Consider the following 14,904-nt stretch of genomic DNA (forward strand, 5'->3'; position numbering starts at 1 on the left):
ATGGACCTAAACTATACAGAAGAAGAGATCGCCTTTCGCGACGAAGTACGCGCCTTTCTCGATGAAAAGCTGCCCAAGGAACTGTCCGACAAGGTCGCCGCGCGCGATCATCTGGGCAAGGAGGACATGGAGCGCTGGCATGCGATCCTGAACGAAAAGGGCTGGCTGGCACCGAACTGGCCCAAGAAATTCGGCGGCGCCGAATGGAACGCGGTTCAAAAGCACATCTTCGAGGAAGAAACCGCCCGCGCCAATGCGCCGCGCATCGTGCCTTTTGGCCTGTCGATGCTGGCACCGGTGCTTCAGGCGTTCGGCTCGAAAGAGCAGCAGGATTATTACCTGCCGCGTATCCTGAATGGCGAAGACTGGTGGTGTCAGGGCTATTCCGAGCCGGGTGCCGGGTCGGACCTCGCGTCGCTGAAAACCCGCGCCGTGCGCGATGGCGACCACTATATCGTCAATGGCCAGAAAACATGGACCACGCTGGGCCAGTACGCGAACAAGATCTTCTGCCTTGTGCGCACCGACCCGGACGTCAAGCAGCAGGAAGGCATTTCCTTCCTCCTCATCGACATGGACACCCCCGGTATCGAAGTGCGCCCGATCATCCTGCTCGACGGGGTGCATGAGGTGAACGAGGTGTTCTTTGACGACGTCAAAGTACCGGTCGAAAACCTTGTAGGCGAGGAAAACAAGGGCTGGACCTATGCCAAGTACCTGCTGACCCACGAGCGCACCAATATCGCGGGCGTCGGCTATAGCCAGGCGGGTCTGGAATCGGTCAAGCGCATCGCCCGGGCCGAGCGCGCCAATGGCAAGCCGCTGATCGAGAACCCGCAGTTCGCGGCGCGTCTTGCAAATGTTGAGATCGACCTGATGGCGATGTCGACCTCGAACATGCGCATCATCTCCAAGGCCGCTGCCGGTCAGGCGCCGGGCGTGGAATCTTCGATGCTCAAGGTCAAAGGCACGATCATCCGCCAGGAGATCAATGATCTCGCGCGACGTGCGGTCGGCCCCTACGCGATGCCTTTCCCCTCGGAGACTGTCGAGGGCGACAACGACCCGATCGGACCGGATTACGCGGCACCCGTTTCGGCTGCCTATTTCAACAACCGCAAGCTGTCGATCTTTGGCGGCTCGAACGAGATCCAGCGCGGGATCATCGCCAAAGTGAAGATGGGAGGATAATTCCTTGAATTTCGACCTGACTGAAGAACGGCAGATGCTGCAGGACACCCTGCGTCGCTATCTGTCTGACAAATACGATACGGAAACCCGCAACAAGATCATCGACAGCGAAGAAGGCATGAGCGCCGAAATCTGGGCCGAACTGGCCGAGCTGGGCGTAATCGGTGCGCTGTTCACCGAAGAGCAGGGCGGTTTCGGCGGCTTTGGTTTCGACGTCTCGACCGTGTTCGAGGAACTGGGCCGCGCGGGCGTGGTCGAACCTTTCCTCGATACCGCCGTGCTTGGAGGCGGCCTGATCGCGCGGCTGGGCGACGACAGCCAGAAGGAACTGGTCGAAGAGGTGATCGGGGGCTCTCTGCACCTCGCGCTCGCCCATGGGGAGCCTGTTTCGCGCTATGACCTGACCTATGTCGAAAGCACGGCAAAGGCGAACGGCGACGAAATCGTGCTGAACGGGCGCAAATCGGTCGTTGTTAACGCCGAGGCGGCGGGCCAGCTTATCGTGTCGGCCCGTGAAAGCGGCGATGCGGCGGACAAGGATGGCATCTCGCTGTTCCTCGTGCCTGCGGAAACCGCCGGTCTGACCATGCGCGGCTACCCTCTCTTTGCGGGCGGTCGTGCGGCCGAGGTCACGCTGGACGAGGTGAAGATTCCGGCAAGCGCCCGTCTGGGCGAGGCGGGCAAAGGCTTTGCCGCGCTGAGCGACGTGATCGCGGTTGCGGATGTGGCTCTGGCTGCCGAAGCGCTGGGCGCGATGGATACGGCGGTTGAACTGACCCGCGATTACCTGACCCAGCGCAAGCAGTTCGGGCGTCCGATTGGCAGCTTCCAGGCGCTGGCACATCGATATTCCGACCTGCTGATCGAAATGGAGCAGGCCCGTTCCGCGGTTATCAATGCTGCCGGTCATCTGGAAACCGCCGATGCGGCGCGTCAGAACGCATCGACCCGCAACCTGATCGGTCGCGTCGGCCGTCTGGTCGCCGAAGAGTCGATCCAGATGCATGGCGGTATCGCGATGACCAAGGAATACGAGCTTGCCCATATCGCGAAGCGGATCGTCATGTGCGACCATCGTTTCGGTGACATCGACTACCATCTGGAGCGGTTCATTGAGCTCAGCGCTGCCTGAAGTCACCGATGAAGGGCTGATCACCGGCGAAACCGGAGCGCAACGTCTGATCGGATGGGTGGTCGATGTCGGCCAGTCGGACGGTCGCGCGCGTCTCACGCTCGAGGTCGGTGATCAGCATACGAACCGCCACAAGGTGCTGCACGGGGGGATCATCGCGATGCTCCTCGACAGCGCTTGTGGCTATACCGGCTCGCTCAGCCTTGACCGGGAAAAGCTGCCCCAGATGCTGACCCTGTCCTTTAACACGCAATACCTTGCCCCGGCGGGACCGGGCAAGGTTGTGGCGACGGGCCGGGTGACCGGGGGCGGGCGCAAGACCATGTTCATCGAAGGCGAGCTTCGCGATGCCAATGGCGTGCTGGTTGCCACCAGCACCGGCGTCTACAAGACAGTACGACAGGAGAGCTAGGTAATGACTCTGGCGCGGATAGACGACAAAGGCGACCGGCTGGTTGTCGTGAACATGAACGCCAAGCGCCGGGGCGCGATCAGCCCCGAGCTGTATGCGGCCATTGTCGAGGCGACCAAGCAAGCCGAAGATCCGCGTATCCGCGCTGTGATCCTCACCTCCGAGGGCGGGTATTTCTGCGCCGGTGGCGACCTCAACGTGCTGATCGAACGGCGCAAGCTCTCGGAACCTGAGCGGCGCGAAAAGATCGACGGGCTGCATACGATGATCCGGTCGATCCGCAATTGCCCGGTGCCGGTGATCGCCGCCGTCGAAGGCGGGGCCGCCGGGGCAGGGGCCTCGATCGCGCTGGCCTGCGATATGATCGTTGCCAGCGCCGGGACGCAGTTCATCGCCTCTTATGTGCGCGCCGGGCTGGTGCCCGACGGCGGGCTGACCTCTTCGCTGGCCAAGATGCTGCCGCGTCAGCTTGCGATGGAGATGTGCCTTCTGGCGCGCCCGGTTACCGCCGAACGCATGGCAGAGCTTGGCGTGATAAGCGAAGTCGTGGAAGCCGGTCAGACAGACAGCGCCGCCGACAGGATCGTCGACCAGCTTGCCAAGGGGCCACGCGTGGCGCAGGGCGTGATCCGGGGATTGGTCGCCTCGGGGTATGACAACAGCGAAGACACCCAGCTTGATCTGGAACGCGACGCGATGGCGCGGGCGCAGGTCGGGGATGAAGCGAGCGAAGGCATATCGGCTTTCCTCGAAAAGCGGAAAGCGGAATTCAAGTAATGAACGGCAGATGGCACGATTACCTTGACGCGCAGATCGCTGCGCGTCCCACGGCGCTTGCGGTCACGGATTCCGTTGGCACGCATTGGGATTTTGCCGGTCTGGATGCGGCCTGCCGCCAGATCACCGATCTGCTGCGCGCCAAGGGTGTGCAGGCGGGTGACCGTGTCATGCTGGTGACGGAAAACAGCGGTGCGGGCATGGCCAGTGTCTTTGCCTGTTCCCGCATGGGGGTGATCGTCTCGCCGATCAACGCACGCCAGACGGCAGGCGAGCTGACCAAGCTGACGGAACACGCCCGTCCGGCCGCGATGCTGTTTGCCTCGGCGGTCTCGCCCGATGCCAAGGCCCATGCCGAACGGCTTGGCGCCGAACCGATCAGCGGTGCCTTTGGCGAGATGCACCTGTCGACGCCCTATGACAGCGATCCCGATGATCTGCCCGATGTTGCGGTGCTGCTTTATACCACCGGAACAACCGGCGCGCCCAAGGGCGTGATGCTGACCCACGGCAACCTGCGGTTTGGCGGCCAAAGCTCGGCCAACAGCCGGAACATTGTCGCGGGCGACAAGATTTACGGCGTGCTGCCAATGACCCATGTGTTCGGCCTGACCTCGATGATCACCGCCGCAACGGTCGCAGGCGCCCATATCCATTTCGAGGCCCGCTTTTCCGCCGCCCGTCTTTACGAAGCGCTGAACAACGGCATCACCCTGTTTTCCGGCGTGCCGCAGATGCATGCGTTGCTTATGCAATACGCCCGCGAACAGGGGCATGAGAAACTGCCGGGCAAGACGTTGCGCTATGTCTCTTCGGGGGCCGCGCCGCTTGATCCAGCTTGGAAACGCAAGGCTGAGGCTTTCTACGGGCTGCCGCTGCAAAACGGCTTTGGCATGACCGAGACCACCGCCGGTGCCACCGTGACCCATAGCGAAATCGGCGATCCGGACACCTCTTGCGGACCCGCCCTGCCGGGGACCGCGCTGAAGATCGACGAAGACGTGCCCGGTGGCGGCGACGGAGTTGGCGAAGTCCTTTGCAAAGGCCCGAACATCATGAAGGGCTATTACAAGAATGCCCAGGCCACGGCTGCTGTGCTCGATCCCGAGGGATGGCTGCGCACCGGCGACCTTGGCAAAATCGACGATCAGAACCGGCTGCATATCGTGGGCCGCTCGAAAGAGTTGATCATCCACGGTGGGTTCAACGTCTACCCGCCCGAGGTCGAGGCCGCGATAAACGACCACCCCAAGGTCATCCAATGCGCGGTGATCGGACGCCGCAAGGGCGGGGACGAGGAAGTGCTGGCTTTCGTGCAGGCCGCCCCGGACGATATGCCGGATGTCGAGGAACTTCGCGCTTTTGCCGCCGAACGGCTGACCGGCTACAAGCGGCCCAAGCGGATCATCGTGGCGACGGAACTGCCCGCCGCGCCGACCGGCAAGATCCTCAAGCACAAGCTGCTCGAAGCCTTCGCGGACAAGTTGGATTGAGTAAAAGCCGGGTTCAGGCCCGGCCAAAGGCTTTAGCGCAAAGGACTAATCAGTGCCCCGTGCGCGCGGCAGCTTCCAGCCGTATCGGACACTCGCGACCCGTAGCACGATGGCCAGTAACACCGCGCTGACCACCGCTGCCGTATCGGGAAGGCCCAGCCAGAGACCGCAGACATAGGCGAAAGCGCCGGCAAGGGCGGCGAGCGCATAGACATCCTCGCGCAGCACACGCGGCACTTCGGCGGCCATGATGTCGCGGAGCATTCCGCCGCCAATCGCCGTCATCATGCCAAGCAGAACCGCGCCGGGCGTTTCCAGCCCAAAGGCCAGCGCCTTCTGGCACCCAGCCACCGCGAAAACCCCCAGCCCGATGGCATCAAGCAGCATCACGGGCCGGTTCATCCGGTCAATCAGCGGCCCGAAGAAAAACGCGCAGAGCCCCGCCGCGCCGGTCACCGCAAGCGGCCAGTAGGTCTGGAGCGCGGCAGGGGGCACATCGCCCAAGAGCAGGTCGCGGATGATCCCGCCCGCCACGCCGGTCGCCGCCGATAGCACAAGGATCCCAAACAGATCAAGCCTGCTGCGGATCGCGACCATCGCCCCGCTGAGGCCAAAGGCAAAGGTGCCGAGCACGTCGAGCAGAAGGGAAAGGGTGGTCGCAAACATCTGATCTCCCTTCCTTCTTTTCTCACCTCGACAGGATCGAACGCCAACCGGCGCAACGATCGCATCCTCACACGGGAATTGCCGTAAAGCTAGGAAAAGGCGGTGAAACTCAGCGCCCCGGAACCGTCAGGGGAAAGCGTCACCCCACACCGCCGTCACGATCAGACGTAGACGCCCTCGGCAGCGGCGCGGATGGCGCGGATGTTTTCGCCATAGGGGCCGGGGTTGCTGACCGAGCCGCCCTTGAACACGGCGGAACCCGCGACCAGTACATCGGCACCCGCCTGCGCGACCAGCGGTGCGGTGTTCACATCCACCCCGCCATCGATCTCGATATGCACGGGGCGGTCACCGATCATCGCGCGCAGTTCTTTCACCTTGGCGCTCATATCGATGAACTTCTGCCCGCCAAAGCCGGGGTTTACCGTCATCACGCAGATCAGGTCGGTCAGGTCGAGCAGATGAGCCACGGCGCTTGCCGGTGTGCCGGGGTTCAGCGCGACACCGGCTTTGACCCCCGCACCGCGAATTGCCTGAAGTGTGCGGTGAATATGCGGACCGGCCTCTACATGCGCGCTGATCACATCGGCCCCCGCCTGTGCGAAGGCGTCGATATAGGGATCAACCGGGGCGATCATCAAGTGCACGTCCATCACGCCCTTGATATGCGGGCGGATCGCGGCGCAGGTGGCCGGACCAAAGGTGATATTGGGCACGAAATGCCCGTCCATCACATCCACATGGACCCAATCCGCGCCCTCGGCTTCGATGGCTTCGCATTCCGCACCGAAATTGGCGAAATCCGAGGCGAGGATGGACGGGGCGATCTTGATCTTGCGGTCGAATGTCATGGCAGCACCTGTGCGGCAAAAGTTGATAGGCATATAAGCCCCGCCGGCGCGGGTCGATAGGGGCAACTTGTCGCTTTCGGCCCGCGCCATGGGGTCAGGCCGCCGGAAGCCCGGCCAGCCTGCGCCCCTCGTCGGTTTTCAGCGAGAAATCGGTGCCCCGGAAGGCGTCGCCACCTTCGGTCATCAGGAAAGCGAGTCCCTGGGCCACCCATTCGGGCGGGATATGCGAAGAGAAATCGAGCTGGCTGACCGGGTTCACGCCCGAGGCCTTGATTTTTACCTGCATGTCGGTCGCCACGGTGCCCGGGCTCAGCCCCATGATGCGAATGCCCTTGTCGCGGTATTCCACGTCGCCGCATTTGGTCAGCGACAGAACCGCCGCCTTGGTCGCGCAGTAATGGCTCCAACCCTCGAGCGCGCCGGTCGCGGCACCGGAACTGATGTTGATGATCGTGCCTTCGCCACGTTCAAGCATGCTCGGCAGCACCGCGCGGAACCCGTAATAGACGCCCTTGACGTTGATATCGACGACCTTGCCCCATTCTTCGGGGTCGCTTTCGTCGATCCGCGCGATGGGGTCGATCACTCCGGCATTGTTTACCAGCACGTCCACCGGGCCGAACCGGTCTTCGGTCTTGGCGACAAGGTCGGAAACCGAGGCCCAATCGCTTACGTCGCAGGCCACGGCCAGCGCCTTGCCACCCGCGTCGTTGATTTCCTGCGCGATGGTTTCGATTGCGCCGCCGCTGCGCGCGGCCAGAACCACGTTATGCCCCAGATCGGCCAGATGGCGCGCCGTGGCTTCGCCGATGCCCCGGCTCGCCCCGGTGATGAGTACGGTTTTATTGGTGACAGTCATCGTATCCTCCTGTCATTTTCAGTGTTCATCCGCCCAGGCGAAAGCGCCGGACCATGTGAAATTTGCCGTCGTCGGCCTCACCGACCAGCGCAACATTGCGGATCGGTACAGGCTGCGGCAAGAGCGGGGTCAGCCGTTCATGCAGCACCGTTTCGACGGGTTCAATCGCGTCGCGCGGCAGCGAACTGCTCAGCGTGATGTGGAAGCGGAACTCTTCCATCACATAAGGGTAGCCCCATTGCACAAGATTGGCCTCCTGTGCGGGGGTCAGTCCCTTGCCCCGGCGGCGCTTCAGTTCTTCATCGGTGGGCGGTGCGCGAAAGCCGTCGAGGTCCCTGACCAGCGTATCGGCCAGCGCGCGCATTGCCGTGTCAGACCCTTGGATGCGCAGGGCAATAAACCGGCCCAGTCGCGCCAGTTGCAGGCCATCCAGATCGAAGGGAGCGATGTGGGCGCATAAATCTTCGCAGGCTTTTTCTAGACCTTCTCGCGTGGTGCCGTTGGTCAGTCGAAAGGGTGGCTTCAGCGTTGCGTGCAGGCCATATTTCCGTGGCGCGCGGATGATTTCGGCATGATCCAGCGGCAGGGGCGGCATCTCGGGCGGGGCGACGACTTGCCCCTCGGTCATGTCCCAGCCGAGCCACCGGGTACAGAAGCGCGCCCATTCCGCATCCTCGGGCGGCGCGTAGTAAAGCGCGTAGCGTTTGTATTCCACGGTCTAGCCCCTTGCCGTCCCGCCAAATTGACGGGCGGAATTTATGTGCGCCTGTTCGTTGTCGATGCGCATTCAGTTTTCCCCATCGTGGCGGTAGAAAAGATAGCGGTCCGGGGCAATCGTGTCTGGCCCTTTCAGGGCGGTGAAACCGACCAGAGGCTGTCCTGAAACAAGAATGCCACCGGGCGCCATCACCTTGGCGATTGCCGGGCTCAGCCGCGCGGCCTCGGCCACATCCTGATCCTTGACCCCAAAGCCGAAATCGTAATGCGCCAGCGCCATGCTGACGCCCTTTTCCGCAAGCAGGTCCAGCATCGGCCCGGCCTCGCCCTCAAGAAAGTCCTCCTTGGGCGGGACGCAGGACGGGTGGCAGTTCAACGAACGGTCGATCACCCAGATCCGCCGGTCAGGCAGAATCCCGCGCAGGTGGTCATAGGTGCGGCCATTCCCTAGCCCGAGGTCGGCCACGTCGCCCGACAGGTCAGAGATCAACCCCGCCGCCCAGTTCAGCCCGTCGCGTTGTGCCGCCAGACGGCGCAGCATCGAATCCAGTCGGCTCATCAGTTACTTTCCAGTTCGGTTGCGCGCCACGGCCGGACAGGTCCATCTGCCATCAGGCGCAGAAAGGTTTCGGTAAAATCCCAGATCGCCGGGTCATGCACAAGGTGATGGGTCAGCAGGCCAAAGGGCTCGCTATTGTCCGCCCGGCCCTCCCGCCGGTCTGCCAGCAGGGCAACGGCCTGATCCAGCAGCTTGTCCGGCGCCACGACCGAGCGCGTCCCGCGCCAGTCGATCGGGTCGAGATGGGTGTTGATTTCATTCGTGCTCTTGCGCGGTCCGAATGTCGACAGCGCCCGGTATCCTATGCCGCGTAAACCATCAGCGACCTCGGGCGAAATCCGGTTCCACGGCGGCACGAAAAGCGGGGCAGGCGCATGGCGGAGCAAACCACCAAGCCGGGACCAGCCCTCGCGCGCATCCTTCAGCGCGGTTTCGACGGGCCGGGCGATTCCGAATTCCGCTTTCTTCCGTTCCGGAGATTCGTGGTTGCGATGGGCCCAGCCATGCACCAGCGGCACGGCCAGACCGCGCGCGTTCAGCCACTGTCCCAGCTCGTCGGTTGCCGGTTCCGGGATCACCGCAAGGTGCAGCGGCAGGTCCAGTGACGTGGCAATCCCGTAAAGCCGGTCCAGCGCCGCTGTGGGTTCGATCGCGTCATCGTCCCGCCACCAGAACGGCAGGGTCAGACCCTCAGCCCGCCATGTCCCCAGCTCAGCTTCCAGCGCGTTCCAGTTCATTTGCGCGCCTCCGCCATGGCACAGGCAATATCGACCGACCGCGCCGCCCCGTCAAAACGCGCGTGGGAACCGGAGCGTTTCGGTGCGGCCATGACATCGGTCACGACCTTGGCAAGGCGTTCCGGTGTCAGATCCGCCGATTTCAGCACTTCAAATCCGGGCAGTCGCGCCAGCGCCTCGGCCCGAAGGCTCTGCTCGGTTTCCTTACCCGCATCAAATGGAACCAGTACCGAAGGGGTCGCCGCCTGCATGAGGTCAAGCGCCGTGTTATAACCACACATGCTGACCGACCCCGCCGCATGGCGCAGCATCTGGCGGAAATCCGGTCGCGCTGGCTCAATGACCGCGTTGTCGGGGGCATTGCGCTGCAAGCGCGCGATGGTCTCCGCTACGTCTTCACCGCCCACAAGCAGCCGCCAGCGGTAAGATGACAACAGCCGCGCTGCCACAAGCGCCGCATCGAACAAAGAACCGCCAACACCGCCACCTCCGGCGCTTACCAGAACTTCGTCGTTGCCAACCTGCTCGGGGTGATCGTCTGCCGGCGCGGGTGCCACGTAACCCGTGTAATGCAGTCGCGCCCGCAGGCTGTCACTCACTGGCCAGCTTGCGTCGAGCGGAGTCGTCTTTGGATCGGAATGCACCAGCACGCCATCGTAGAACCGGTCGATGATCTCATCGGTTTTGGCCGCGCGATCAGGTTTCGACGGCGGTGCAAGAATGTCGCGGATTGAGCTTAGAACGACCGGCGGGGGTGCCATGTCACGCGCAGCGCCCAGCAGGTCGAGAAACTCGGCCCTAAGCACCCTGCGGCCAAAGGGGAAAAGCTCGGTAATCAGGATATCCGGTGCGATATCAGCCAGTGCGTTAACCAGTGATTTCCGGCGTGCGGCAAGATAGGCCTCACCCGCCTCGCTGCCCTTATCGTCCAGCAGCCGGGTGAAATTCGTCCCGTCCGACCGCAGCGGCGGCAGTTGCAGCAATGTGACGCCGGGCCTTTTCAGCCTTTCGATCGCGCCACCGCCCGAGACAACCGTCACCTCGTGACCGGCTGCGTGAAAGGCCTCGCCCAGCACCATCGCCCGTGCCAGATGACCCGACCCGAGCAGGTGCGTGACGGCAATCATCACCTTCATGCGCCCGCCTCGCGCGAAATCAGGCGAAGCGGTTCGGGATCGGCGCTCAGGCTTTCGTCCAGCGTCAGGATATAGAGCCGGTTGCGCTTGATCCGGAACGGCGCGGGACCGGTGAAATCCCAGCCATGCGCACGCGCCAGCAAGACCCGCATCACCCCGATATGGCAAACCGCAACCGCATCCCGGGTCAGCCCGTCGAGCCATGGATCCAGTCGTTCGCTGACCATCCTCGGGCTTTCCCCGTCGGGCGGGCAATAATCCCAGCCCCAATCCTCGATATGCCGATATCCGCTCTCGGGGTCTTCGATCAGCTCGGCCCCTTTTTGCCCCTCAAAGCGGCCCCAGTTCATCTCGATCAATGCGTCACTGATCTGCGGCATGCGTCCGGTCAGGCAGGTCGCCGTATCGCGGGCGCGCGCCAGCGGGCTGGACCAGAGTTCCGCCTTTTCCCATGCGCCGGGCAGGCGTAGCGCGCCCAGATCCAGCCGCGCCTGATCGTCGAGCGCGATGTCGCTGCGCCCCTGAATACGCCCCATGCGGTTCCATTCCGTGGGACCATGGCGAAGCAAAGCAAGCCGGATCATGAGGCCCCCGCGATCAGGGGAGACAGAGCCCCGTTCAGAATGTCCCGCGCCGTCGTCAGCAGATGGTTTTCCGCAACATAGGCACGCGACTGCCTGCCCCTTTCTGCCCGCAATGCGGTGTCGTTCAGCAGGCTCCGGATCGCTTTAGCCATGGCTTGCGGCCCGTCCTCCGGCGCCGGGTGAGCGCCCAGTGCCAGCACGTCTCGCACACCGGGCCTGTCCTGCGCCACCACGGGCAGGCCCATCGCCTGCGCCTCAAGGTAAACCATCCCATAGGCTTCGTTCACGCCCGGCCAGAAAAACAGCGATGCGTTACTATAGGCCCGCGCCATTTGCCCCGCATCCAGCCGCCCGAGAAAACGCACCTTGTCCCCGAAGGGCGCCATCAGCTTTTCCACCTCGCGGCGCATCGGCCCGTCCCCGGCAATACGCAGACGCATCGGCTGATCGTCCAGCAGGTCCAGCGTTTCCGCGATAAGTTCATAGGAGGCCAGCTTGTCACCCGCCCGCATCATGCCTGCAGCAAATATGTCCGGACTGTCGAGCGGGGAGGGCGCGGGCAGCTCTTCCAGCGGCAGAAACGGTGGTAGTCGGACGAGCTTTTGTCCGTCCGGCCGGTCGCGTTCCAGTGTCTCATGGTCATGGACCGTCATGTAAAACACAAGGTCGGCCGCATCGCAGGCCTCTTCGGCGACGCGGGCGAAACCGGCCCAGGGGCCGGAGAGGCGTTTGCGTGCCCGGCTGGTCTCGATCTGCACATAGGGGATGTTCAACGCCGCGCAGACGGGAGGACCGATTAAATCCGGAGATTTGTAATAGTTGTGATAGCTCACCCAGATCGACGGCGCATCTTGCGCGAATTCCTCGGTAAGCCGCGCAATTTCGGGCTTGGCCGCTTCCATCAGCGCCGATTGCTGCCACGGATCGCCCGCGCCATCATAGATGCGCATATCCGAGGCCAGATTGACCTTCGCTCCGGTTGCCCGCAACGCCGTCATGAGGTTGCGCGCCATTTCCCGGTCACCCGAAGGTGTCTCATGGTCGGGCGCTTTCATCGGCGCGAAAAAGGCGATCCTCGCGTCTTTCATGCCGGTCCGCCGCAAAGTTCCGTCAGGCGTGCCGAGAGCTTTGCGATACCCGGTTGCATCGTGAAAGCATTGTGCAGACGGTCAAAGGCGGCCTCGGCCATCGCCTTCGCGGCTCGCGGTTCGGTCGCGACCTGCACCATCGCATCGGCGAGGTCTTCGGGCTTGTCGCGGACCAGCAGACCATGCGTGCCCGAGGTGATGAATTCGGGGATTGCCGAGACCGAGGTCGAGAGGATCGGCAGCTTTTGCGATGCCGCCTCCATCAGCACGTTCGGTAAGCCGTCGCGGTCGCCGTCATCGGCTATACGGCTGGGCAGCACGAAAAGATCGGCCTGCCGCATCGCCTCGATCACGTCGGGCTGGTCGCAGGCCCCGCGCCATGTGATCCGGGCGTTCAGCCCGGCGGCCTCGGCGCGCTGCCACATCGCGTCTTTCAGCGTACCGCCGCCGATATGGGTCCAGTGCCAGTCGAGCCCCTCGGGCAAGAGCGCAAGCGCGTCGATCAGCCGGTCGAACCCTTTTTTCTCGACCAGCCGCCCGACGGACAGCATGTGAAACCGCGAATCCGCATGGCGCAGGGGCCGGGCGGGCGGCTCGGGAAAGCGTGCAAGATCGAGACCGTGGTAGATCAATTCGATCCGGTCGGGATCGGCGGCCAGATCGCGCAGGTGACCGGCGCCAAAATCGGTGCAGGTCGCACCAAAGGCTGCCCCGGCGCGGTCGATCGAGAGCTTTTCGCGCAATTCCCAGTCCGGCGAGGTCCAGATGTCCTTCGCATGGGCTGAAAAGGACCACGGCAGGCCGCGCATCACCGCCGCATACCGTGCGACAGATGACGGCGTGTGCAGGAAATGCGCATAAAGCGCCGGGGTGCCCTCGGGCATTTCGCTCGCCAGAACGCAGGCCTGACCGAAACGCCGGGCTCGGTTGCTGCTGCGGTCACGGGCTAAGTCGGCCCGCCAGAGCTGCCAAGCGCGCTGAAATCCGGGCAGGCGGCGTGCGGCGCGAAACGCTTTGAAAACCCGCGCCTTTTCGTCACCGAGATATTCGGGCAGGTAATGCACCGGCGCCTTCAGCCGTTCATGCAGCGGATGGGTCTTGGTGTCGGTCGGATGGCGCAGGGACCACAGCTCAAGCCTGTGACCCGCTTCTTCCAGCGCGACCAGTTCCTGGGCGATGAATGTTTCGGACAAGCGCGGCCAGCCCTTGACCACGACCGCAAGGGGTATTGTCATTCCGCGGCCTGGTCCGAACTCTGGTGCAGCAGGGCCCCGATCCGGTCGGTGACATAATCGAGACCGTCCATCAGCCCGGCTGGCATCACCTCGCTTGGCAGTTTCTGCCCTGGCAGCCCCCGGATCGCGCCGATCATCGACGCAACCGTCAGCCCGTCGCGATATTCGTCGAGCATCCGGATCAGGCCGAGCTCTTCCGACCGGCTTGCCCGCAGCCATTGTTCCAGCCGGGGCACCGTGCGCGGCACGATCACCGCGCGCTTGTCGAAAGACAGGACTTCGCAAAAAGTGTTGTACCCGCCCATGCAGACAACGCCCTGCGCCCCGGCGAACAGCGTTTCGATATGAGTATCGAAGGTGACCGAGGTGACGCGCCCCTCCAGCGCGGCCACCCGCCGCTCGAACGCCTGCAGCGTTTCACCGGAAAGGAACGGGCCGTAAACCAGCACGGCACGCGGCGACAGGGCGGGCTCACTTTCATAAGCGGCCAGCACGAGATCGACCAGAACCTCTCCATCGCCGCCACCGCCGGGTGTGATCAGGATATAGGGCTGCTCGGGTGGCGTTTCGTCGGACGTGTCACTGCGGCGCAGATATCCTGTCCAATGCATCCGCGACCGCGCCTCATGGCTAAGGTCCAGCCCGGCCAGCGGATCATAGACAGCCTTGGTGCCGTAGATCCACGTTTCGTCATAGTAGAGTTCAATGGCCTCGATGGCCTGCTTGCGCGCCCATTCGGCGGCCAGCACTTCGGGTTCGTCCAGCACGTCGCGCAGCCCCAGCACCAGCTTGGCGCTGCCGTTGCGATGCAACATCTCCAGCGTCGGCAGCAACTCGCCGTGAAACCCGGTCGGCTCCTTGTCGACGATCAGCACATCCGGCCGGAATTCTTCCGCCGTCGAACGGATCAGACCGGCCCGAAGGCTGGTGGTTTCCTCGATGTTCATGCTCATGGACTGGCTGACATAGCTGCCATCCTGACGCTTGGTGACGCCCGGCAGGCGGACATGATCGACGCGCGCCGGGAAATCGAAACGTCCGGCCACCGGCGACCCGGTGAGGATCAATGCCGAGGACATCGGATAGGCAGAGGTGATCGCCTGGGCCAGCGCACGCGAGCGCCGGAGATGCCCCAGCCCGAAAGTGTCGTGGCTGTAAAGCATGATGCGTGGCGCATGAGACGCCCCTTGCATATCGTCGCGCATCATCGAGTCTCCGAAAACCCGGTTGGGGATGTGATCGCGTCAAACGCCCGCGCGGATTGGAACTGTCGCTTGATCGAGTCCATGCCTCGTCCTTCGTTCCGAATTGGTCAACGCGGGTTTCAATGCGGCCGCGGTCTGATTGCAGTTTCGGTGGCGCGGCCACCTGCTTTCTATGCCGTCTCTATGTCGATAAGGCGACGTTTCACAATTGCTATCAACAACTCTGGGACATTTAAAACACGATTCCGTCGGTGAAAGGTAA

16 protein-coding genes are annotated in these 14,904 nt (G+C 63.3%); 5 read left to right on the plus strand and 11 right to left on the minus strand.

Translation table 11 applies throughout. The features are described from left to right. Genes ACU0FH_RS04685 through ACU0FH_RS04705 form a run of 5 tightly spaced genes read left to right on the plus strand, consistent with a single transcriptional unit; the run spans position 1 to position 5,005 of the window. Positions 1-1,191 (plus strand): acyl-CoA dehydrogenase family protein, encoded by a 1,191-nt coding sequence (locus ACU0FH_RS04685; protein WP_238371671.1) that lies wholly within the window; start codon positions 1-3, stop codon positions 1,189-1,191. Between the two features lie 4 nt (positions 1,192-1,195). Next, entirely contained in the window at positions 1,196-2,323 is a 1,128-nt protein-coding gene (locus tag ACU0FH_RS04690) for an acyl-CoA dehydrogenase family protein (RefSeq protein WP_446193575.1), read from the plus strand. Next, positions 2,304-2,735 carry a PaaI family thioesterase gene (locus tag ACU0FH_RS04695; protein ID WP_446193576.1) on the plus strand — a complete coding sequence of 144 codons (432 nt, stop codon included), beginning with the start codon at positions 2,304-2,306 and terminating at the stop codon, positions 2,733-2,735. The genes ACU0FH_RS04690 and ACU0FH_RS04695 overlap by 20 nt, the downstream gene beginning before the upstream one ends. A gap of 3 nt (positions 2,736-2,738) precedes the next feature. After that, positions 2,739-3,512: an oxepin-CoA hydrolase, alternative type gene (locus ACU0FH_RS04700; RefSeq protein WP_446193577.1), complete on the plus strand. Its 774-nt coding sequence runs from the start codon at positions 2,739-2,741 to the stop codon at positions 3,510-3,512. Further along, positions 3,512-5,005 carry a class I adenylate-forming enzyme family protein gene (locus ACU0FH_RS04705; RefSeq protein ID WP_446193578.1) on the plus strand — a complete coding sequence of 498 codons (1,494 nt, stop codon included), beginning with the start codon at positions 3,512-3,514 and terminating at the stop codon, positions 5,003-5,005. The genes ACU0FH_RS04700 and ACU0FH_RS04705 overlap by 1 nt, the downstream gene beginning before the upstream one ends. Positions 5,006-5,050: 45 nt before the next feature. Here the strand turns inward: ACU0FH_RS04705 and ACU0FH_RS04710 are convergent, their stop codons facing one another. The 11 genes from ACU0FH_RS04710 to ACU0FH_RS04760 all read right to left on the minus strand — a co-directional run bounded on the left by ACU0FH_RS04710 (position 5,051) and on the right by ACU0FH_RS04760 (position 14,645). After that, the gene (locus ACU0FH_RS04710) at positions 5,051-5,671 is read right to left on the minus strand and encodes a trimeric intracellular cation channel family protein (protein ID WP_446193579.1); all 621 of its coding nucleotides are present in this window, start codon (positions 5,669-5,671) and stop codon (positions 5,051-5,053) included. Positions 5,672-5,832: 161 nt separating this feature from the next. Next, positions 5,833-6,522: a ribulose-phosphate 3-epimerase gene (gene rpe, locus ACU0FH_RS04715; protein ID WP_088633072.1), complete on the minus strand. Its 690-nt coding sequence runs from the start codon at positions 6,520-6,522 to the stop codon at positions 5,833-5,835. 94 nt (positions 6,523-6,616) lie between these two features. Beyond that, positions 6,617-7,381, minus strand: a complete 765-nt coding sequence (locus tag ACU0FH_RS04720; protein ID WP_446193580.1) for an SDR family oxidoreductase — start codon at positions 7,379-7,381, stop codon at positions 6,617-6,619. Between the two features lie 25 nt (positions 7,382-7,406). Continuing rightward, positions 7,407-8,096: a DUF1045 domain-containing protein gene (locus ACU0FH_RS04725; RefSeq protein ID WP_446193581.1), complete on the minus strand. Its 690-nt coding sequence runs from the start codon at positions 8,094-8,096 to the stop codon at positions 7,407-7,409. Positions 8,097-8,168: 72 nt separating this feature from the next. Next, a complete protein-coding gene (locus tag ACU0FH_RS04730) occupies positions 8,169-8,657 on the minus strand; it encodes a class I SAM-dependent methyltransferase (protein WP_446193582.1) in 489 nt (162 codons plus the stop codon). Next, positions 8,657-9,394, minus strand: coding sequence for a polysaccharide deacetylase family protein (locus tag ACU0FH_RS04735; RefSeq protein WP_446193583.1), 738 nt, complete (start codon positions 9,392-9,394; stop codon positions 8,657-8,659). The genes ACU0FH_RS04730 and ACU0FH_RS04735 overlap by 1 nt, the downstream gene beginning before the upstream one ends. Further along, the gene (locus tag ACU0FH_RS04740) at positions 9,391-10,530 is read right to left on the minus strand and encodes a glycosyltransferase family protein (protein ID WP_446193584.1); all 1,140 of its coding nucleotides are present in this window, start codon (positions 10,528-10,530) and stop codon (positions 9,391-9,393) included. Before ACU0FH_RS04740 ends, ACU0FH_RS04735 begins: the two co-directional genes overlap by 4 nt. Then, positions 10,527-11,114 carry a histidine phosphatase family protein gene (locus ACU0FH_RS04745; RefSeq protein ID WP_446193585.1) on the minus strand — a complete coding sequence of 196 codons (588 nt, stop codon included), beginning with the start codon at positions 11,112-11,114 and terminating at the stop codon, positions 10,527-10,529. Before ACU0FH_RS04745 ends, ACU0FH_RS04740 begins: the two co-directional genes overlap by 4 nt. Continuing rightward, entirely contained in the window at positions 11,111-12,202 is a 1,092-nt protein-coding gene (locus tag ACU0FH_RS04750; protein WP_446193586.1) for a glycosyltransferase family 4 protein, read from the minus strand. The genes ACU0FH_RS04745 and ACU0FH_RS04750 overlap by 4 nt, the downstream gene beginning before the upstream one ends. Further along, positions 12,199-13,437 (minus strand): glycosyltransferase family 4 protein, encoded by a 1,239-nt coding sequence (locus tag ACU0FH_RS04755; RefSeq protein WP_446193587.1) that lies wholly within the window; start codon positions 13,435-13,437, stop codon positions 12,199-12,201. Before ACU0FH_RS04755 ends, ACU0FH_RS04750 begins: the two co-directional genes overlap by 4 nt. After that, a complete protein-coding gene (locus ACU0FH_RS04760) occupies positions 13,434-14,645 on the minus strand; it encodes a glycosyltransferase family protein (RefSeq protein ID WP_446193588.1) in 1,212 nt (403 codons plus the stop codon). Before ACU0FH_RS04760 ends, ACU0FH_RS04755 begins: the two co-directional genes overlap by 4 nt. Positions 14,646-14,904: the final 259 nt, after the last annotated feature.

The sequence above is a fragment of the Heliomarina sp. genome (genome assembly GCF_052826185.1).

Excerpts from the sequence above, each read along its gene's own strand:
- ACU0FH_RS04685 (WP_238371671.1), top strand. The coding sequence starts at position 1 with ATGGACCTAAACTATACAGAAGAAGAGATCGCCTTTCGCGACGAAGTA.
- ACU0FH_RS04700 (WP_446193577.1), top strand. The coding sequence starts at position 2,739 with ATGACTCTGGCGCGGATAGACGACAAAGGCGACCGGCTGGTTGTCGTG.
- ACU0FH_RS04705 (WP_446193578.1), top strand. The coding sequence starts at position 3,512 with ATGAACGGCAGATGGCACGATTACCTTGACGCGCAGATCGCTGCGCGT.
- ACU0FH_RS04710 (WP_446193579.1), bottom strand. The coding sequence starts at position 5,671 with ATGTTTGCGACCACCCTTTCCCTTCTGCTCGACGTGCTCGGCACCTTT.
- rpe (WP_088633072.1), bottom strand. The coding sequence starts at position 6,522 with ATGACATTCGACCGCAAGATCAAGATCGCCCCGTCCATCCTCGCCTCG.
- ACU0FH_RS04720 (WP_446193580.1), bottom strand. The coding sequence starts at position 7,381 with ATGACTGTCACCAATAAAACCGTACTCATCACCGGGGCGAGCCGGGGC.
- ACU0FH_RS04730 (WP_446193582.1), bottom strand. The coding sequence starts at position 8,657 with ATGAGCCGACTGGATTCGATGCTGCGCCGTCTGGCGGCACAACGCGAC.
- ACU0FH_RS04735 (WP_446193583.1), bottom strand. The coding sequence starts at position 9,394 with ATGAACTGGAACGCGCTGGAAGCTGAGCTGGGGACATGGCGGGCTGAG.
- ACU0FH_RS04740 (WP_446193584.1), bottom strand. The coding sequence starts at position 10,530 with ATGAAGGTGATGATTGCCGTCACGCACCTGCTCGGGTCGGGTCATCTG.
- ACU0FH_RS04745 (WP_446193585.1), bottom strand. The coding sequence starts at position 11,114 with ATGATCCGGCTTGCTTTGCTTCGCCATGGTCCCACGGAATGGAACCGC.
- ACU0FH_RS04750 (WP_446193586.1), bottom strand. The coding sequence starts at position 12,202 with ATGAAAGACGCGAGGATCGCCTTTTTCGCGCCGATGAAAGCGCCCGAC.
- ACU0FH_RS04755 (WP_446193587.1), bottom strand. The coding sequence starts at position 13,437 with ATGACAATACCCCTTGCGGTCGTGGTCAAGGGCTGGCCGCGCTTGTCC.
- ACU0FH_RS04760 (WP_446193588.1), bottom strand. The coding sequence starts at position 14,645 with ATGATGCGCGACGATATGCAAGGGGCGTCTCATGCGCCACGCATCATG.